The organism is Bacteroidales bacterium (assembly GCA_016707785.1).
GTDB lineage: Bacteria > Bacteroidota > Bacteroidia > Bacteroidales > UBA4417 > UBA4417.
The window spans coordinates 42,465-62,704 of sequence record JADJGZ010000016.1 but is presented as its reverse complement, the minus strand read 5'-3'; the positions used below and the strand labels follow the sequence as shown (position 1 = coordinate 62,704).

At 35.8% G+C, this 20,240-nt stretch carries 15 protein-coding genes; 13 read left to right on the top strand and 2 right to left on the bottom strand.

All coding sequences use genetic code 11. The features are described from left to right. The first annotated feature begins 320 nt into the window (after nucleotides 1-320). Nucleotides 321-1,007, top strand: a complete 687-nt coding sequence (locus IPH84_10655) for a type VI secretion system tube protein Hcp (GenBank protein MBK7173668.1) — start codon at nucleotides 321-323, stop codon at nucleotides 1,005-1,007. Nucleotides 1,008-1,167: 160 nt separating this feature from the next. Then, nucleotides 1,168-1,647 (top strand): hypothetical protein, encoded by a 480-nt coding sequence (locus tag IPH84_10650; GenBank protein ID MBK7173667.1) that lies wholly within the window; start codon nucleotides 1,168-1,170, stop codon nucleotides 1,645-1,647. Nucleotides 1,648-1,720: 73 nt separating this feature from the next. Here the strand turns inward: IPH84_10650 and IPH84_10645 are convergent, their stop codons facing one another. After that, nucleotides 1,721-2,302, bottom strand: coding sequence for a DUF1211 domain-containing protein (locus IPH84_10645; GenBank protein ID MBK7173666.1), 582 nt, complete (start codon nucleotides 2,300-2,302; stop codon nucleotides 1,721-1,723). Between the two features lie 343 nt (nucleotides 2,303-2,645). Between IPH84_10645 and IPH84_10640 the strand changes: the two genes are divergently transcribed. Next, complete coding sequence (locus IPH84_10640; protein ID MBK7173665.1) at nucleotides 2,646-3,638, top strand: phosphatidylserine decarboxylase; 993 nt, start codon at nucleotides 2,646-2,648, stop codon at nucleotides 3,636-3,638. 113 nt (nucleotides 3,639-3,751) lie between these two features. Here IPH84_10640 and IPH84_10635 read toward each other — a convergent pair whose 3' ends face one another. Beyond that, nucleotides 3,752-4,084: a TIGR03987 family protein gene (locus tag IPH84_10635; protein ID MBK7173664.1), complete on the bottom strand. Its 333-nt coding sequence runs from the start codon at nucleotides 4,082-4,084 to the stop codon at nucleotides 3,752-3,754. A 127-nt stretch (nucleotides 4,085-4,211) separates the two neighbouring features. Here IPH84_10635 and IPH84_10630 point away from each other — a divergent pair, with 127 nt between their 5' ends. From IPH84_10630 to IPH84_10585, 10 genes are all read left to right on the top strand, one after another. Continuing rightward, entirely contained in the window at nucleotides 4,212-5,447 is a 1,236-nt protein-coding gene (locus tag IPH84_10630; protein ID MBK7173663.1) for a site-specific integrase, read from the top strand. A 17-nt stretch (nucleotides 5,448-5,464) separates the two neighbouring features. After that, nucleotides 5,465-6,808 (top strand): hypothetical protein, encoded by a 1,344-nt coding sequence (locus IPH84_10625; protein MBK7173662.1) that lies wholly within the window; start codon nucleotides 5,465-5,467, stop codon nucleotides 6,806-6,808. 194 nt (nucleotides 6,809-7,002) lie between these two features. Further along, a complete protein-coding gene (locus IPH84_10620) occupies nucleotides 7,003-7,413 on the top strand; it encodes a hypothetical protein (protein MBK7173661.1) in 411 nt (136 codons plus the stop codon). Nucleotides 7,414-7,498: 85 nt separating this feature from the next. Then, nucleotides 7,499-7,987, top strand: a complete 489-nt coding sequence (locus IPH84_10615; protein ID MBK7173660.1) for a hypothetical protein — start codon at nucleotides 7,499-7,501, stop codon at nucleotides 7,985-7,987. A 116-nt stretch (nucleotides 7,988-8,103) separates the two neighbouring features. Continuing rightward, complete coding sequence (locus IPH84_10610) at nucleotides 8,104-9,069, top strand: DUF3387 domain-containing protein (GenBank protein ID MBK7173659.1); 966 nt, start codon at nucleotides 8,104-8,106, stop codon at nucleotides 9,067-9,069. Then, nucleotides 9,069-9,764 (top strand): M48 family metallopeptidase, encoded by a 696-nt coding sequence (locus tag IPH84_10605; GenBank protein MBK7173658.1) that lies wholly within the window; start codon nucleotides 9,069-9,071, stop codon nucleotides 9,762-9,764. Before IPH84_10610 ends, IPH84_10605 begins: the two co-directional genes overlap by 1 nt. Before the next feature lie 1,004 nt (nucleotides 9,765-10,768). Continuing rightward, nucleotides 10,769-13,846: a hypothetical protein gene (locus IPH84_10600; GenBank protein MBK7173657.1), complete on the top strand. Its 3,078-nt coding sequence runs from the start codon at nucleotides 10,769-10,771 to the stop codon at nucleotides 13,844-13,846. Next, complete coding sequence (locus tag IPH84_10595; protein ID MBK7173656.1) at nucleotides 13,843-14,550, top strand: hypothetical protein; 708 nt, start codon at nucleotides 13,843-13,845, stop codon at nucleotides 14,548-14,550. Before IPH84_10600 ends, IPH84_10595 begins: the two co-directional genes overlap by 4 nt. A 37-nt stretch (nucleotides 14,551-14,587) precedes the next feature. Next, nucleotides 14,588-16,675, top strand: a complete 2,088-nt coding sequence (locus IPH84_10590; protein MBK7173655.1) for a T9SS type A sorting domain-containing protein — start codon at nucleotides 14,588-14,590, stop codon at nucleotides 16,673-16,675. 19 nt (nucleotides 16,676-16,694) lie between these two features. Next, on the top strand, nucleotides 16,695-20,225 hold the full coding sequence (locus IPH84_10585) for an RHS repeat-associated core domain-containing protein (protein MBK7173654.1): 3,531 nt from the start codon (nucleotides 16,695-16,697) through the stop codon (nucleotides 20,223-20,225). The last annotated feature ends 15 nt before the right edge of the window (nucleotides 20,226-20,240 follow it).

Here is a 20,240-nt window from a genome sequence, read left to right as displayed (position 1 = left end):
TAATTTCCATGATTTTTGTTTTTTGATGAATTTCCCCACTTTAATTGCCTCTGACCTGGAATAACCACATTCAAAACAGCCTTCAATAGGCCGTCCTGTGTTTTGAAGTAAATGATGGTTCCATTGATTAGTTCAGATAACCTTGATAAGGGTTGCATAGAGTATTGTATTGATTTCTAGATAAAAAGTTTTTTATTTAGAATCAATATAAATAACTATATTTGCATATAAGTACTCAAAATCATTAAATAACTGGAAATTAAATAAAAAAAAGGGGAAGCCGAAAACTGTTCAGAGTAGGCAACAATAATCATACAATTATGAAATATATCTTTATCTGCATTTTATTTGCAGCCCAGGTAGCCACTGCTCAAGTTGGCATTGGTACTTTGAACCCCAGTTCTAATTCCATTCTGGACCTGACCAGTCCAGACAAGGGCCTCCTGCTGCCCCGTGTAAACGATACCGGTTCTGTAAGCAATCCTTCCGCCGGATTGATGATTTATGACATAAATACCAAAACGCCTGCCTTTCATAATGGCGCCAAATGGAATTCACTGACAAGTGCAAGTGCATTGTCAGGGACATATGGCGATTCAATTACATATTCTTTCTTTGGCCCAGGTTCATTTAGTCCGGGCGTTTACCAGGTAACTGCTATGTCCTTTGGGGGGTCAAATGCTGGTTTTTCAAACAGTGTCAGTATTCAGGACGTGTCCTTTAGCAAGACCCAGGATTACAATTCCACTCACTTTTTTAAAGCGATGATTTTGGGTTCAATGGTTGGGGGCATTGAATTTAAAATGTATGTGCCCGGACAAGCTACTCCTTATTATTCGGTAAAACTCTCCAATTGGAAAGTTTCAAGCATGTCCCAGAGTGTGTCAATAGGGGGGGATTTATTTGAAGCCATTAGTTTGAACCCTGAAAACATCGGGTTTAAAGATTGGACAAATAATCTCGGTTTCTCTTACAATATTTTAACTGAAGTCATTGGTCCATATTGATGCTTTAAAAGTCCGGGTAAAGGAGAAAGTTACAGATATGCTGAATCTTAGCAGATTTGCGATTCGTCAACTGACGGAAGCTGAAAAGATTCAGTATAACAATGCTTGTCATTCCCAGATTTTATTTAAGTTTATCATCTGAGATTCAGGAAGGCATACAATGAAAAAAGTAATCTTATTGTTCTTACTTGTCCTTGCCCTAAGTATTGCAGCTACAGCTCAAGTCAATGTTTATAAAGGCACTTCCACCTACAGTTCGGATATAATCAGCACTATTACTGATGGGAAGGTATATAAGAATACATCTTCCTACACTTCGGACATTCTCTGTCATGTTTCAAAAAATCGGGTTTATAAAGGGAATTCCACACATACCAGCGATGTGATCTATACTATAACTGATGGTAAGGTTTACAGAGGAACATCAGCTTATACTTCGGATATAGAATATACCATCAAAGACAGCAAGATCTACAAGGGAACTTCTTCTTATACCAGCGACATTCTGGCGACGATAAAAGATGGCAAGGTTTATAGTGGAACCTCTTCTTATACTTCTGATATAGAGTTCACCATTGATGGAGAAGTTACGATAGAAGAGTTAGTGGCGGTTTGGTATGCAGTTAAATACTGCTATTGACCTGTTCTCATTATTATAGTCACGAGGAAGCTGGGAAATCTGTGAGAAATGAAGCGGCCTCATCTGATACCCGTCATTCCTCCTTCTCAAGGAGCCGTTCAATCCGCATATCGGGCATAAGCCACATCAACGCCACCAGCGCATAAAGCACCTGTGCCAGCAAGGGAAGGATAAACGCGCAAAGGATCGCAATGGCATAGATTCCTATTGATATCTTCCCTTTGAAGTCGCTCCCGATTGCCTTGGCCAGAACCGAATCCCTCCCGTGTTTGTAAAGGATAAAACGAACCAGAACATAGTAGGCAACTGCAGCCATCAGGAGCACGATCCCATACAATGCAACGGGAGGGCCAGCAAAACCGTGTTCACCCATCCAGGCTGTTGTAAAAGGGATCAGTGAAAGCCAGAAAAGGAGGTTCATGTTTGCCCAGAGTATCCCACCGTTCACTTTTTTAACAGTATGCAGAAGATGGTGATGGTTGTTCCAGTAAATTCCAATGAATGCGAAGCTCATAACATAGCCAAGGATCTTTGGAATCAGAGGCCGAAGGGAAGCGAAGGAAGTATCGGTCGGGGGACGAAGTTCCAGGACCATGATCGTTATGATAATAGCGAGAACGCCGTCACTGAATGCTTCTAACCTGTTTTTGTTCATTTTATCTGAGGGTTGACTAGCTCAAAAATAATGATTATTTGAAAGTGGTTTTCCTGTTCGAACAATGATGTGCGATTTTCGGTTAAAACTTAAAATTCGTAGATCGATTTCCGGTTTTCTATTCCCGGGTTTAAAGACCTGAGTGGAAAAAACGCTCACTTTGACCAGCCTTCGCCGGGAAAGCCAGACCAGCTCAATTTCTTGATTGTTAATAAACCAAGGTGGTCAACCAAAATCGGCAGAAGGTGGTTATATGATCCGATTTGTCCAACCAAAGGGGATCACCCTAAGGTTAATTGGACTTTGCACTATATTTGCTCTTCAAGGCAAACACAGCAAGCAGATGAACATTTCAAAAACTAAAAAGAGGTGGGGGATCATTTTATTATTGCTTGCTGTCATTGCCATACTGGCTTTATATCCGTTGCCCCCACAAGCTCCTATCCAATATTATGAGAGGCAAAGTGGTTTGTTAAAAACAGAAAAAGTAGCTGGCGAAAAGTGGTTGGTGTGGCTGTATAATAATCCGGCAGGCGAAGCAACATTGTGGGCGCTGGCCAAAAGAAAGGTGGTATCGACTGTTTATGGCAATAGAATGGATCATCCTTCATCTGTCTCCAAAATACAACCTTTTGTTGATGAATTTGATATCGACATGAGTGCCGCCCAAAAACAGGAGTTCAACTCATTCAATGATTTCTTTACCCGGAAACTAAAGAATATTGCCAGGCCGGTGGATACCAACTCAACTGTTATAGTGTCACCTGCCGATGGGAAAGTACTGGCCTACGCCAATATCAGCAACAGCGATTTTATAATCAAAGGATACCGCTTCGATATTTCTTCGTTTTTGAATAATGCCCGCCTTGCTCAAAATTACTTTGATGGTACCCTGGTAATCATCCGGCTTGCCCCTCCCGATTACCATCGTTTCCATTTCCCCATTAGCGGAAGTGTATCCCCCGTCACCCGGATTGATGGTGATTATTACTCGGTTAACCCCTTGGCTTTGCGAAAAATGGCTGAAATTTTCTGCCTGAACAAAAGGGAATATGTCATCATTTCAAACCCCATGTTTGGAGATGTTGTGATGGCTGAGATAGGTGCAACAATGGTTGGAAGCATTGTGCAGACCTATACCGGGGATGATGTTAAAAAGGGGGAAGAGAAAGGGTATTTCGAATTTGGGGGATCCACGGTGGCGCTGCTGTTCGAGAAAAACAGGGTTAACATCGATAAGGATCTGTTGATTAATACTTCAAAAGGCTATGAAACGGAGATCAGGGAAGGAGAGCGAATTGGGGTATCGATCAGTGATCCGGAAGTCCGGAGATAGAAACGGGAAAGGCAAATGGGAACAAATGATCAGACCCCGATAAACGGGACAATGCATATTTGGCGTCATTTTCTCTCGCCTTGTCCTGCTTTGCCTGATCCTTTCGTTAGTTCTCATCCCGCCATACCCATCATCATCCCGCCGAAATAGGGAATCAGCCAGATCATCCAGACTACCAGGCTATACCGGTGAAACCCTGAGAGGGCTTTTTCGCTTCCTTTGCGGACAACATAGCTTGCCCAGATCGCATGGGCAAGCATGAGCCATAGAGCAATCTGCCCGGTAAGCGTATGCAATTCCATCAGGTTGAATGGGCCATCTGCCAGCTTAGTCATTGCTAAAGTTCCCGAAACATCGAATGCAAAACCAGTCCAGAAAGCAGCCACATGCCATCTTTTAAGATATCGGGCAATTCTTTCAGCCCAAACACCCAGCGAATAAAAAATGTAGTTTGATTTACTGTTATAAGTAACTCTATAAAAGGTAGTTAAAAAATATATTTATAAATATTATTTCTATATGTTTTGATATTTTCTCTATATTTGTATGCAAATTGTATGCAAATTTATTTCGATGAAAAATAAGATGCCACTGACACGGATCCTGCTGGATACTCGCAGAAAAAAATCAGACGGAACGTACCCGGTCAAATTACGCGTAACCTATACTAGGGAACAGCGACTTTACCCTATCGGATTATCATTATCGGAAAAGCAGTTTAAAGAATTGCTTTCCTCAGAGGATGTCAGAGGAAAGAACAAAGAGAAAAAGCGTCAGATGATTGCCGCTCAGGAGAAGGCTGATCAGGTGATTGATAAACTGACAATCTTTGGATTTGATGCCTTCGAGAGAAAATTCCTGATTTCCAGCGGAGATGATTCAGATGTTATTCATCAATATGAAATGGTAATTAATGAAATGAGGTTGGAGGGCCGTATCGGTAATGCCTCAAGTTATGAATGCAGCATGAATGCAATAAAAGAATTCTACGGGAAGTCTAGTCTCAGCTTCCATGAGGTTTCTCCTGAACTCTTAAAGAAATTTGAATCCTGGATGATCAATAGAGGAAGATCCCGCACTACAGTTGGTATTTATTTGAGGTCATTAAGGGCATTATTCAATAAAGCCTTGGAGGAATCAATTATCACTAGGGAATTTTATCCTTTTGGTCGGACAAAATATGTAATTCCTTCAGGCAGAAACATTAAAAAAGCACTAAAAATCAGGGATGTACAAAAGCTACTGACCTACCAATCTATTCCTGGCACAACAGAGTACTGGGCACACAAACTATGGATATTCAGTTATCTTTGTAATGGAATGAACATCAATGATATCGCTAATCTTAAGTATAAGGACATCGAAAAAGACAGATTCTATTTCTACAGAGGAAAGACCATAAATACTTCAAAGCAGAACCTAAAGAAAATTGAAGTAATGTTGACACCACCTGTCAGGGAGATCATCGAAAGCTTGGGCACTAAACCCCAAAAACCAGATTCACATATCTTTGGTATAATCGAAGACCCTTCAACACCCCTTGTTAAAAGGGCTAAGATTCATCAGGCAACCAAACAGATCAATAAGTATATGAAAAGAATCGCGGTTGAACTGGAGATTGAGATGAGTGTCTCCACAATGACAGCTCGCCATACATTTGCTACTGTTATGCTGAATCTGGGTAGTTCTCCTCAATTAATCGGAGAATCTCTTGGTCATGCAAACATCACCACTACTCAAAACTATCTAGGTAGCTTCGAGGACGATATCAAACGGAAATTTGCCGATCAACTCTATAAATTGAAATGATGTGTGAATATCAAGCCATGTCAAATTCCTCGAATGGAGAGGAGTATGATAGTAACGAAAATATAGAAAAGTCTGTGACGTCAAAAGCCAGTACCTTTCCTCAAATCTTAGCCCAAAGGTTGGAGCAAGTCGATTCTATAATAAACCGGCTTTCATCAAAAATCGATTCAGATATAGAAACGGGTTGTAATAGTGAGGAGATTTCACCACTAATATACTATTGTGATGTGCCAGAATGCTGGCCTAAAGAGATCTATTCGTACAATTACTTATTGTGTGATAGGATGCAGATGCCATGTTTGCAATTTCCTTCCAGGATCCTTTGCTCCAAATGGCATCAATTGCATGATGTGCTAGTTCAGGAACTAACCTCTGCATTAAATCCACTAGATATCCCTCAATCTTATGAACAACAGATTAGATTTTGGGAGAATGAAATTCTACCAATTGTAAAAAGTAGTTTTTATGATACAATATATAATGAGGATGGGAACTTAGTTCCTGACGTCTTTAGCCAGGATCAATCCATCAACCACAATAGTTCTGTATTGACTATCTACCCACATAATATAGATGAAATTAAAGCATACAATAATAAGAAGTATAACTGGTTCCAAACGTTTGAAATGAATTGGTTGCAAAAATATACTGATAGCGACCTTTCCTATCCTTCCATGATATCGGAACTCAAAATGTCTTTTGATTCAATATTATCTGAACACCTTAACCCATCCTATCCAGTTATCAAGATAATAGATGAATATATTGATTGCTTCAAAGAATTAATAGATGCACTAGAAAAATATGAACCAGAACTTCTGACATTAAACCGAAATACTCAAATTATACAAAATATCACTTCATTTTACGTATTCCGACAAGTACCTGATTTTATCGGATTTCTTGAAGAGCTCAAAAATAAAATTCAAAAGCATCCATCCAAAACCAGGGAAATAATAACAAAAACCTACAACTCTGTAAAATCATTAAATCTGCCACCTTCCATGCCTGAAATAAATTGCCTGCTTGATATTTGGGAAGGAGGAGCTGGGTCATTTGCTTCGTACAATCGAGTAATTCGATACTATCAAACAAAGATTAATTATGAGTTTGACAAACCCCTCATTAACCAGGATGGAACCTGGGCTAGAGGTAGAGCATCAAAATCATTTCTTCAGGCTTTTATAAAAACATGCATAAAAAAAGGTCATGTGCGGGATAGTAATTCTTCGGCAGAATTGGCGAGAATATTGAAAAATACATTCAAATTGAATACGTTATCACCAACTGGTTATACAAGTCAAAACCTTGAGTTGATTGAGCGTAATTATTTAGACTTTTTTTCTGATATGCCTGAGTAGGTAATACTCATTTCCTGTTATTATACTGCTGTTTAAAGACTTTCTGTTGACTAAAGTTTCCTTGGATACTTGTCTGAATCCTTAAGTGGGCAATACATTGGTCATTTTGATGGATTTTCAAAAAAGCGACTTTGATCAATACATCCATAGTCGCCCCCCAAAGCCATTCTATTTTAGCTTCAAATTTCAGGATCATGGAAAATCCATTTGAAGAAATAATGAGGCAACTAAACCGAATCGAGGGAAATCAAATAGAACTGATGAAGAAGATTGGTTCAGCCGCATTGATAACCCCTGCACCCAAAATAATGACTGTTGCCGGTCTGATACAGTATTTGGAAGAGAAGACTGGCAAAAAATACTCTGTAGCAACAGTCTATTCCTGGACAAACAAGCAATTGATCCCTTTTAGGAAGGCCAATAACAAAAGTCTTGTTTTCGAAAAAGTGGTGATAGATCAATGGTTGCTTGATGACAAATCACTTTCTGATGAAGTTCAAAAAAAAGCATGTGATGAGGTGATGCTCAAGGCAAATGCCAGGCGGATTTATAAGCTGGGATCTTCAGATCACAAACCAAAACCCATAAAGACTGTGGGCCAATAAAATAGTACCCCAATAAGAAAAAGGTCCATAAAAGTCGTGTTTTGTAGCCCCAATGAGATTTGATTCCAGACTAAAATAGATTACTATGTTGATAAAAGAATGTGCATACTGTGGTGTTGAATTTGAAGCACAGAGAGATTCAAAACTTTACTGTTCTGATTCCCATAAAACCTTGGCTAGTAGAAGTGTCAAGACCAAAAGAAGTTATCAAATGTCCTTGGATGGGATCCAGAGTGATTTTCATAAAAGAGAAAAAGAATACTTGAATGCTATCGATAGTTTAACCTATGAAAATGAACAGCTCAAGAAACGCATAGCCGATCTCCAGGACGAGGAAAAGAAAAAAATGAAGGCAGAAAAAGCAGAAAGGGAACGGGAGCAAAGAGAAGCAAAGTACAAGAAAGATAATTCCATAAATTGGGGAGCCATACTATTGCTCCTAATACCGGCATTGATTGCATTAATAACTAGCTGGACCCAAAAGAAGAAAGAGTCAGCCTCAGCTAAACCTGACCCTCCTAAAGCTTCAGAACATCCACAAAGGCCTCCGCATGGTCCATTTTTCAATTATTAATTAGATTTCATAGACTCCTACCCAGTCAAATAGGTTTTGCAGTTGTTATTGAATAACTCTCAAACATTATTATTGCACTAAGAAATATTATAGAGTTGGTAAATTAATAAAAGGAAATTAGAAAGCTTCCACAAAAGCATTCAGAACTTTGGGATATTTTCAAAACCATTGCTAATAAGCGTGATGCAGAAGCCTACCAGGTCCTGTTGAAGGATGAAGCAATCAGGGTATTGTTCTATGATAAACTGGCAATATTTGCCAAAGGTCTAAAGATGGCAATGTCATCTGTTCAGTTTTACAAAACGGTCGATGAAAAAACCATTAAAAGGTATAATGATGATTTGAACATGTTCCTGAAACTTAGGTTTGCTGTAATCAGCTGGTATAGTGACACCATTGATTACAAGCAATACGAAGGACAGATTCAAAAGCTTATCGACACCCATATTACTACTGATACAGTGGAACCAATCACCGACCTGGTTGATATTTTTGAAAAGGAGAAGTTCCAGCTGGAAGTTGAAAAAACAACAGGCAAAGCTGCCAAGGCAGATAAGATTGCAAGTCGTACATCAAAGCATATTTCGGAGAAGATAGAAGAAGATCCGGCTTTCTATAAAAAGTTCTCAGAATTGCTTAAGGATTGTATAGCTGACTATGAAGCCAGGCGAATAAATGAAGCCCAGTATCTCAATAAGGTTCAGGAAATCATGGATGCTGTTTTATCACATACCGATAGTGATATACCGGAGGTACTGGCAAATAAAGATATTGCTAAAGCTTTTTATGGTTTGTGCCTGGAAGCTCTTTCCACAAAAGTGACGGATGATTTGGTTCTGAAAGCTATATCTACACAGTCCGCTCTCAACATCGACGGATTCATCGGGGATGCCGTCCTGGATAATGGGAAATCAATAATTGACTGGCAGTATAAAACGAATATAACAGGCAAACTCCAGATTGAAATTGGCGACTACCTTATTGATGAAGTCCGGGACAAGTTCAATATAGACCTTTCATTCAGCGAAATGGATGAAATTGCAGGAAAGTGCATTGATGTTGCCAAAATCCGGTATAAGTAATGAATGATAGCATTGAATTGGGATCAAGACAAATCGCGTTCAAGGTAGAATATGCCGACCGGAAATCACTTGGTATTACTGTAACTTCTGATTTAGATGTCCTGGTAAGGGCTCCACTTGATACTCCAATCGAATTGATCAAGGAAAAAATCAGGAAGAAGGCGCCCTGGATTATTAAACAACAAAGTTTTTTCTTAGGATTTCACCCCAAAACACCCACAAGAAAATATATTGGTGGTGAAACCCATTTATACCTAGGCCGGCAGTACCGTTTGAAAATCAATATTGACCAAGTTGAAGGGGTAAAACTTAAAGCAGGGTTTATTGAAGTCACATTATCTGATAAAAATCGAACCAAAGAATTGGTATTAGACTGGTATCTGCATAATGCAAGGATAAAATTCAAATCCATTGCCCAACCATATATCGAAAAGTTCAAATTATTCAATGTTGAACCCACTTCCATTGTTCTTCGGGATATGCCAACCCGCTGGGGAAGCTGCACACCCCAAGGAAAAATCATTTTGAATCCGGAATTAATCAAAGCACCAAGAGGTTGTATCGAATATGTTATCATTCATGAGCTTTGCCACCTTATTCACCATGATCATACCCAACGTTTTATTGATTTACAGGCGAAAATAATGCCTGATTGGGAGAAATGGAAGATGAAATTGGAGAAATTATCGGCCTGAAGAAATAGAAAATCATTAAAAAATGCAAAAACGCAGTCAAAAGCAGTTTTTTTATCAAAATATCAGTGCAATGTCATGCATATCGTGAACATATCGACAACATATCGTAAGCTTACTGTGAATAAAGAGTAAACTAACTGCAAACAGTTTTAAGATTATAGGGTAAAATCAAAAAACTAATTGAAAAATAGTATTTTTTCATAATAATTACTTGATCCTTATTAACCCACATTTTTCAATGTTCTGGAGAGTTGGATATTTGCCAATACCATTTTAGGGGTCGGTAAAAACCATTGAAAAATGAAGACAAAAAATTCTTTCCTCTTCATCCTCATCCAAAAATGACTTAGCCAGATTCTGAAGCAAATCAGAAAGGATTCGCATTGAAGCTGACTAATTTATCTATTACTTAAGCATAAATCTATGTTGTTTGTATCTTTCTGTGACAAAGTAATTTACTTATAGTAATATGATCACTAACTTCGACGAATAAATGGCAAAACATTTACATAAACTTACTGAGCACAACCAATGTAATATTTAGTCTAATTCTATATTAGAGAGAATTTACAATTACAGCATGGATTATGTATAATGATTATTATATTTGCTCAATTAAAATATCAATTGTACTTCAAGTTTGGAAATGTTTTTGTTATAGCTAATGTAATTGTTATTTGTATTTTTCTTACAAATCTATCTGTAAGTAGGGTTCAGCTTAAATCCTGTAAATAAAAACAATGTTGTAAAAGAGAATAATTAACAGATTGATATTCTAATGATTCTCATAGCCATGTTAGAATATAAAGCAGTTTCTATTTTTAATAAATAAATTATTGAAACTCAACCTAAAGTGTATTTGAAGTTGCTTAACAAAAACTATATAAACCACATAAATTCTTTTTGAACACGATTTTATACTACTCTAGAATTTCTTCAGATGATAATATGGCGATATAGTTATCGTACTTTTCTTTAAAAGTTGTAATCTAATATTTTGTTAAATGCTACCTTTATCAAATAAAACTGCCTTTACCCAGATTGCAATCTCTTTGATCTGCGTTTTGTTTGCATCATTAAGATTATTCTCGCAATCAAGTGATATTTTGGTTCCACCAATAAATATCCCAACATCTCCTGAAGCAGCACTGCTTGGAAGGTTTGGAGATATTCCTGTAAGTTATTATACTGGGACATCTAATATATCTATTCCTCTTTATTCAATCAAGAATAGTGCTGTTGAGATTCCGATAATACTAAATTATAACAGTTCAGGCATTAAAGTAGAAGATGAAGCTACTTGGGTAGGCCTAGGTTGGGATTTATCTCCTGGAGGAATGATTATTCAAGAAGTGCGCGGAAAGAATGATGAAATTGATTATCCAAATCAATGTGAAGGTGTTCCAGGAGCAGATATATTTAAAAATAGATTTAGCTATTATGAAAATTATGGATTTGAATATCAGATTGGTAGGGAAACCTCAGGGAATGGCCAGGATTGTGGGGATCCTTTTTATTCAGAATATGATGATGAAGTTGGTGATCCATACTGCTGCGTAGATAAGGTTCAAAGAGGGTATGGTCAACCTGATATTTATAATTATTCATTTGGTCAATACTCTGGTAAATTTTATATTGTTCCTGAAACTCATGAAATTCGTTTGATAGATAGAAATGAGCAAGTTTATTTTCAAAAAATAAATGATAATTTAATTGAGGCAATAACATTAGATGGGACTAAATATCAATTTGGAGCAATTGAGACTGCAAATGGTGGGATAAACTATGAATATACTGGTAAAGTATATAAAATAAGTAAGATAATCCTCTTAAATGGAGACAATATATTCTTCAATTATAGCAATCATACTTATACGGAGTTGCGTCGGAGTGAAACTGCTTTCCTAAATTCCTTTGAAGGTAGCCCACCAGTGACTAGTCAAAATATTTTTACTTATCATGAAATTAAGACTTTGACACAAATTGAAACTCCAGAAGAAATCATTAATTTCAATTTGGAAGACCGTGAAGATATAGATAGTGACAACGCAAAGCGTCTAGGTTCCATTGATATCATATCTAAAATTTCAAATAATAAAATTAAATCTTTTGAATTTCAATACGAATATTTCCCTTATTCAACAACAGGAGTTCCTTATGATCCTTATATTTGGCAACATCTTGATAATTATGGTAAAAGATTAAAATTGACGGAATTACAAGAAATTGGATACGACAATGCTGGTTCTTCAGACTATAGTAATCCACCCTATTTATTTGAATATAATACTACTGTTACAATGCCAATGAAGTGCTCATATGCTAAAGATTTTTGGGGGTATTATAATGGCGCAAATAACTCATGCTTACTTCCAAATTTGGATTACTTTGATTATCCATATGATCCAGATTATCAAGTTACTTTAGTAAATTCAACCACAATTAATCCTTATATTTTCCCTTATGAGGGTGCTGATCGGTTTACAGATAATGAAAAGGTTGATGCTTATATTCTCAAACGTATTTCCTATCCAACCCGAGGTTTTACTGAATTTGAATATGAACCAAACTCATTCACAAATCAGTTTATTCCAGATAAGTCAAAGAATATATTTAAAACATACTATATCATAGACAATAGTAATCTTTCGAACTCAAATACGATTCAATCATTTTCTCTAAGCAAGTCAACAACGATTCATTTTGAAAATAAAATAAATAATGGAATGGGACAACCTGGTATAACTCCCCTTACAAGAGTCGAGATGGAAGGTTGTTATATAAAATTCTATAAAACTAAGACTGTCAATAGTGTTGTTCAAGAAGAAATCCTAGAACTTTGGGATCTAAGTACTGTAACTAATGCTGCTTTTGAAAATGATGGTGGAAAATTTTGGTTGGATGAAAGAAAAAGAGTCGATTATGATTCTAACCCAACAACAGTTTATCATGTCGAGGTGTTCTTCCCAGATGCATTGAACAACCCACTAAATTATGCTTTAGGAGTAAGTTCCCTCTTTAATTATTATGATGATACTGATGTTGATATCACAGTAAGTACTCAGTGTGGATTGAGAATTAAAAGTATTAAGAACTTCACAAAAACTGGTAAGCTAGTAAATCACAAGATATTAAGTTATAGTGATGGTAAACTACTCAATCACTTTCGACCATTAAAAATGTATAAAGGCAGTAGTTCAGATATATTTTATGTTACAGATGGAATTATTTATGAGAATATTAGTTTCTTTAAAAGAATCTCTGTTAGTGGGAATGATTTTGGTTCAGCGGGTGGGACCCAAGTTGGATATGGGCGAGTCGAAGAATTGGAATTAGATGGTGAAAGTGATAATTGGGGCAAAAAAGTATTCTTTTATTATAATAATGAGAATAAAACTCAACAAGATTGTCCCGCTATTCCTGATTTAAAAAATGGCAAACTCTTTCAAGAGGAAGTTTTTGATAATCAAAATGTTCAATTACAAACAAAGAAATATATTTATGATTTTATTGAACCTTTCCCAAAATACCACTGTCAAAGCATAGTATTACTTTCAATTGGAGAGCGAATTCCATGTTGGAATTTCTATAACTACGGCCTTCCTGATAATACTCATTACTATGTTCAAAATGTTGAATATTATACAGCTTCAAAATTTGGTTATAATATTTATACAATTCATAGCTTCCAGAGTTACCTGAAGGAAGTTATAACTGAAAACTACTTTGATCAAAACATTTTTAATACAATCGAACATTTCACTTATAATGAAGAGGGATTGTTGAAATCGAAGAAAGTATTCAATTCTAATGGGAAAACTCTACTATCAAAGTTTTACTATCCTACCGATCATATTATAAATCAAGAAATTGATGATTTTATGATAAGTATTCACAATACTGGAACACCGGTTCTAATAGAAGAGTATAATGGAAATAATTTAATATCTGGCAAAAAGACTATTTGGGGGAACACATCTAATCCATTATTAAAGCTTCCTAGAGAAATTTATAGAATAAACAGCGACAATACTGAAGAAAAACGAATAACACTTGACCATTATGATTCAAGAGAAACTTGAATCAATTTACTCAAGATAACAATTTAGTCAATAGTTTTATATATGGTATTAATAAATCTCTTCTTATCAGTGAAATAAAAAATGCTGCAAAAAATGAGTGTGCATATACTGGCTTTGAAAACAATGAGTTAAATGATTGGTATTCATCAAGTCCAATTTTTGAGACTACACTGGAAAATGTGCATACAGGTGATTATTCTTTAAAAATAGCAGGACAAAGTCTAAGCAGGTCATTTAATGTTATATCAGCTGCAGGCACAGTATATGAACCAGTTCCCATGCATAGTGGTTATAAAGCTAGTGTTTGGGTTAAGGGAGGAACAGATGCATACTTGAAAATTTCTATTCCAAATCGCTCAATTGAGAGCAAGTCTAATGTACCTCCAGAAGCGGTAAATGATTGGCATCTGCTTGATGTTGAGATCCCATATGGGAAATATGATCAATTTGTTGGAAGTGGAGTTAATATGGTTGTTGAAATAAGTGCTTCATCTACTGCCTATTTTGATGATCTTCGATTCCATCCTATGGATGCACATATGAAATCTTACACATATAAACCATTATTTGGAGTAACCTCTATTAGCGATCAGAATAATAAGCCTACTTATTATGAGTATGATCCTTTCGGTCGGCTCAAACTGGTTAAGGATGATAAAATGAACATCCTTAAAAAGACTGATTATCACTATAGACCTCAATAATGAATCTATCATTCTGAAATACTAATTCCAAATATTCATGAAAACTAAGCTGCTTATTGCAATATTATCTTTGGTCGTCAGTACTAGTTATGGTCAAGTGCTAAATGTTAATTGGACTCAACAAGCCGGATATCCAGGCTGGGATTACACCAATGATTTACTTAAATATAATAATCATTATTTTCTTGGAGGTAGTCTGAGAGGTGTTGTTCCAGGAGACACAACTCAATCAAGAACTGCTAACAGCAATAATGCCTGGATTTCCAAATATGATACACTAGGGAATCTGATATGGGAAAAATCTTATGGGGGACAATACTTTGATAATATCTCATCAATAACTTCGACTGATCAGACATTGATTGTTGCAGGTCTATTTCAAGATACTTTATGGTATGGTTTACAGTTTGTTTATAACAATAAGTATTCAGGTGGATATTGGGCTTTGATTAATGAAGATGGGCAGATAACAGCCGTAAACTCCATTGGCAATAATGCTTGTATCACAAATCTTTTAGTTACCTCCAATGAATCAGAAATTGTTTACTTAGTTGGATCTTTCCGGGATTCATTAGCATTAGAGGGCGAGGGTCTTTCTAAAACTGGAGATAAAGGAATATTTCTAACGTCTATTTCTTCTAATGGAACAGTTTATCGGCCCCAAATATTTAAATGTACTGGAGAATCAGAAGTGACAAGTATAAGCTGTAATGATAGTAGTGTAATTGTTGCTGGCACATTTTCAGATACTTTATTTATACAAGATACAAGCCTAACATCAAATGGAGATTTAGATTCTTTTCTTGCTATGTTCAATCATAATGGAGAATTGATTTGGGTTCAATCCATTTATGGGATGGATGACGAGATTATTTCTGCAGTGAAATTGAGTAGAACAAACGAAGTAGCAATAATTGGTAATTTTAGTTTTTCGACAATTTGTAATAACTCTATCATTCACTCAAATGGGTTTAAAGACATTTTTGTAATAATATTAAACTCAAATGGAAGTGTTAAATGGATTAAGGGTATTGGTGGTGATTTGAATGATTATGGTTATGCTATTACAGAAGATGAACAATGCAGTTACATAATTTCTGGTAGCGTTGGACACACAATTCATTTGAATGGCCAATTTGGTAATATTATTCCATTAGAATCATTCAGTCCTTTTGGAAATTCATTTATTGCAAAATTTGATTCTTTAGGAAGTTTAAAAGCTAGTTTTACTTTGCCTGGGAATTCAGAAGACTATTGCAGAAAAATTTTACCGGAAAGTAGTAATAGAATGACTGTCATTGGAAACTTCTTCGGCACTTTGAAGATTCCAACATTAACTTTAGATACAATAAGTTTAATATCTCATGGTGAAAAAGATACATTTATTTTACAGTTTTTCGACCCTTGTGATACTTTTAGTTTCGATGCAGGGAGTGACACTTCATTCTGTAATGGTATAACCGTTTTATTAACTACTGATCAGTCATTTGAGACCTATCAATGGACACCAGGTGGCACCGTTAATCAGAGCCTGGAAGTTGATTCAGCAGGTATTTATTATTTAATCGCTCAAAATGATATAGGATGTGTTTCATTAGACAGCATTTTTGTATCGGAAAATCAATTTCCGGTAGTATTTGCTGGAAATGATACCATTATTAGCCCTGAATTTGAGATTAATCTGGGGAGTGCTTATTCACTTAACTATAATTCAGTTTATTGGTCAAGTACCGGTTCAGGTAGTTTTGATAATTGCAATGAGCTTAATCCTAAATACAATTTCTCAAATATTGACTTTGGTGCCAATAGCATAAATTTAATCTTGCAAGCATCAAACAATTGTGGCACATTACAAGATAGTGTCATGATATCCTTTCTGCCAGAGGAAGATGGTATTTTCGCCTTCCCTAATCCAACTAATGGTTTAACAAATTTTGTAGGTGTTGAAGGTTTAAGTCTAAACTATATTACAGTTCTAAATCAATATGGAACAATCATTTCAGGACCAACTCCAATAAATTCTCCAAGTACCTATTTTGATTTAACACCATATCCGCCAGGTACTTATTGGTTCAGTATCAACACCATACTCGGCGTAGTTACCAAGCAAATTGAAAAACAATAATTTGATATGCCATAATATTATGAAAAAATATTTCTTTTTGTCATTTGCATTAATAGTGAATATCAGTGTTTTTAGTCAAACTAATACAGAGAATTATATTCATACATGGGATGTTAAAAAAATTGGTATCCTTAATCCTACCGAATTATCCATTTCAACAGCTAGACAAGATGCTCAACAGACAATCCAGTACATTGATGGCTTAGGTAGGCCTTTGCAGTCAGTAGTGAAGGATTTTACTCCTGAATATAAGGATTGGATTCAACCACATTATTACAATAATGTAGGGTTAGATGATAAAAATTATAGTCCTTACCAAAATCCACCCAATCAAAGCTCCGGTTCTTACCATGATTCATTTCTTGATGAGTTGGAAGACTTCTATAAAACTAATTTTGAACAAGACAAACATGGACTTTCTCCTATAGAATATGAGGAATCACCTTTAAATAGAATAATTAGGACCGGAGCTCCAGGAGCAAAATGGCAGATTGAAGATGGGGGGCACTATATTTCTTATGAGTACTTAAGTAATGACAAAACCGAAAATGCCCTAACAGCTATTTGTTGGTTAGTTGATGATAACGAATGTATTCAGAATAGCTACTTTGAGTCAAATGAACTATCCATTATTAAATCAACGAATGAATCAGGAATTATTAGCTATGAATTTAAAGATAAGTTAGGACAGGTAATACTGAAACGTTCAGTAATAAATGAGAGCTTATTCGCTGACACATATTATGTATATGACGATTTTGGATTATTAAGATTTGTTATTTCACCAGAAGGAAGTGCTTCCCCAGAAGCAAACTTCAACTCAAATTCAGAGTTTGCCAGAAGATTTGTATACTGTTACAAGTATGATTATCGCAAACGATTGACTGAGAAGCAAATTCCTGGTAAGGAACCGGAGTACTATATTTACAATCAGAATGACAAAGTAATTATGTACCAGGATGGAAACATGCGAAAGATTGTTAACGAGATTCCTGCTAATGAGTGGTTTTTCACAAAATATGATGCATTTGGCAGGGTGATAATAACTGGAATTACTTATCAGTATCCAGAACAATCCACTAGTGAAATACAAGGGTATGCAGATAATAATGAGTATAGTTGGGAATTTGTCAAGGGGGGACTTAGCTATGATGGACCAATTTCTTATTATTCAAGTTTGTGCTTCCCGATTATATTAAGTGGTGACAGATACTTAACAGTTAACTTTTATGATACTCATGAAGTTTTTATTAAAACACAGCAAGCATTCCTGCCAATAATACAAAACTCTAGTATGCAGTTTAGTATTAATCCAGAGATACTAGGAGAAAATGAATCCAATTTAAAACATGTTAATGGTTTAGCAACGGCTGATTTTAAGAAAGTAAATAATGGCTGGCTGGCAAATGCTACATATTACGATATACGAAATCGAGTTCTTCAGACTAGGAACCAAAATCATCTCAGAGGATTTGATATTTATTCTAACCTCTATGAAGATTTGACTTCTGAAATCTCGAAAACTATACATGAGCATAGTGTTGATTTTGCAGGAAACCTTATCCAACATACTGAAAAAATAGAATATGCTTATGATGGAACTGGTCGTTTGCTTCATTGGATTTATACTCTAGACGCTCTTCCTTCTCATTTGGTTCATAATACTTATAATTCGCTAGGAAATTTAATTAAGAAGTCGATCTCATACAATGGTAGTAATCTTCAATATGTTGATTATAAGTATAATATTAGAGGTTGGCTGACACAAATAAATGATCCTGATGAAGTAAGACTAACTGGAGATTTGTTTGGTCTAAAATTATTATATGATGAGGAACATCGAAATATTGAAAACATTGGGAAATATGATGGAAATATTTCTGCGATGATCTGGCAAACAGCCCAACCAAATGGACTTTCTACTCCCGATGTTTCTGGATTAAAGGCTTATAGATTTTCTTATGATGAATTGAGTAGATTATTATCAGGGGACTTTTTCCAATTTTCCGGGGGAGTTTGGTCTTATTCAGATCTTTATTCAGAAAGTGTTTTTAATAATAAGAACTCAGAATCGTATGACTTAAATGGGAATATTCTCAATATGAAAAGAAAGGGATTGCTATATCCTAATTCATCTCCTGGTACAATCGACCAACTAAAGTATTATTATTGTGGTAATAAGCTTATTGCTGTCAATGATGATGTTACAGGTAGTAACTGGGATGATTTTACAGATAATGGGCTAATAACAATCCCTGACCCAAACATTCCTGATGAGTGGGAGTTCAAGTATGATAATAACGGTAATCTAATTTCAGATAAAAATAAGGGAATCATTAGCATAAATTATAATCATCTCAATTTACCTATTTCTGTCAACCATGCAGAAGACAGCCGAGTTGAGTACCTTTATGATCCGCTTGGAAACAAACTAAGACAATCTTATTACAATAGAGGAAGAATTGAAAAGACAACAGATTTTGTTGGGAATTTTGTTTATGAGAATGGCACTCTAGCATGGGTGATGAATAATGAAGGACGAATTGTTGAAATGGGACGAGAAAGCTATTCTCCTGAGTTCCATTTAAAAGATCACCTGGGAAATGTGAGGGTAGTGCTCAAACCTGTGGAACACGAAGTACTTGTTCAACAGGTAAATAGCTATTATCCATTTGGTTTAAATATTAAAGGTCTTTCTGCAAATACAACAGATGTACTTCATAAAAATGAGTATCTTTATAATGGTAAAATGCATCAGGATGAAATGGGATTAAATTGGTTGGATTATGGGGCACGGTTTTATGATCCGGTATTAGGCAGATGGCATGTCCTAGACCCCAAAGCTGATAAATACTTGTCTCTATCACCATATGTTTATTGTCTAAATAATCCATTAATATTTGTAGATCCCGATGGTAAGGACGTTGAAATTATTATTGGAAAACCATACACAGATTCTAAAGGGAAAGAACATCCCTATGGGCATATGGCATTAAGAGTACACAGTAAAGGTTATAATTATGTTTTTGATTTTGGAAGATATGGTAAAACATGGCCTATAGGTGCGGGAGAAGGCATTTTAAATGTTTACAAAGACGGGAGTAAATATTTATCAAGTGAGCAACGCATTAGAGAATCTATAGGGTATAACATATCTACAACAGCAGCAGAGGATCAAAAGGTCATAGATTATTACTTAAACCTTGTTAAAGAGAATGACAGTAAAACTTCAGAAACAACTGGCGGGGCAGTTCCCGGAGGAGGGGGAACTGCTTACGAATTAAAGGATGACTACGCTGTTATGAGTAATAATTGTGTTACAAAATCCGCCGACGGTCTTAAGCAAATTGGGAAGGATAAAGTTGGAGAAGGATACGACCCTCGTGATGTTCTTAAAAATTTTGAAACCAATTACGAAAAAATGGGTTTTACAAAGACAACGGTTTATTTAAAAGGAGGCGGAACTAAGGTAGTTTATGAGAAAAAAGCGACAAATAATACTAATGATGAGTTATGGAGAAGAAGAAAGCCCAATCCAAATCATTATTGATTAATAAAACGATTG

Excerpts from the sequence above, each read along its gene's own strand:
- IPH84_10645 (MBK7173666.1), bottom strand. The coding sequence starts at position 2,302 with ATGAACAAAAACAGGTTAGAAGCATTCAGTGACGGCGTTCTCGCTATT.
- IPH84_10615 (MBK7173660.1), top strand. The coding sequence starts at position 7,499 with ATGTTGATAAAAGAATGTGCATACTGTGGTGTTGAATTTGAAGCACAG.
- IPH84_10585 (MBK7173654.1), top strand. The coding sequence starts at position 16,695 with ATGAAAAAATATTTCTTTTTGTCATTTGCATTAATAGTGAATATCAGT.
- IPH84_10590 (MBK7173655.1), top strand. The coding sequence starts at position 14,588 with ATGAAAACTAAGCTGCTTATTGCAATATTATCTTTGGTCGTCAGTACT.
- IPH84_10600 (MBK7173657.1), top strand. The coding sequence starts at position 10,769 with ATGCTACCTTTATCAAATAAAACTGCCTTTACCCAGATTGCAATCTCT.
- IPH84_10620 (MBK7173661.1), top strand. The coding sequence starts at position 7,003 with ATGGAAAATCCATTTGAAGAAATAATGAGGCAACTAAACCGAATCGAG.
- IPH84_10650 (MBK7173667.1), top strand. The coding sequence starts at position 1,168 with ATGAAAAAAGTAATCTTATTGTTCTTACTTGTCCTTGCCCTAAGTATT.
- IPH84_10625 (MBK7173662.1), top strand. The coding sequence starts at position 5,465 with ATGTCAAATTCCTCGAATGGAGAGGAGTATGATAGTAACGAAAATATA.
- IPH84_10630 (MBK7173663.1), top strand. The coding sequence starts at position 4,212 with ATGAAAAATAAGATGCCACTGACACGGATCCTGCTGGATACTCGCAGA.
- IPH84_10605 (MBK7173658.1), top strand. The coding sequence starts at position 9,069 with ATGAATGATAGCATTGAATTGGGATCAAGACAAATCGCGTTCAAGGTA.
- IPH84_10655 (MBK7173668.1), top strand. The coding sequence starts at position 321 with ATGAAATATATCTTTATCTGCATTTTATTTGCAGCCCAGGTAGCCACT.
- IPH84_10640 (MBK7173665.1), top strand. The coding sequence starts at position 2,646 with ATGAACATTTCAAAAACTAAAAAGAGGTGGGGGATCATTTTATTATTG.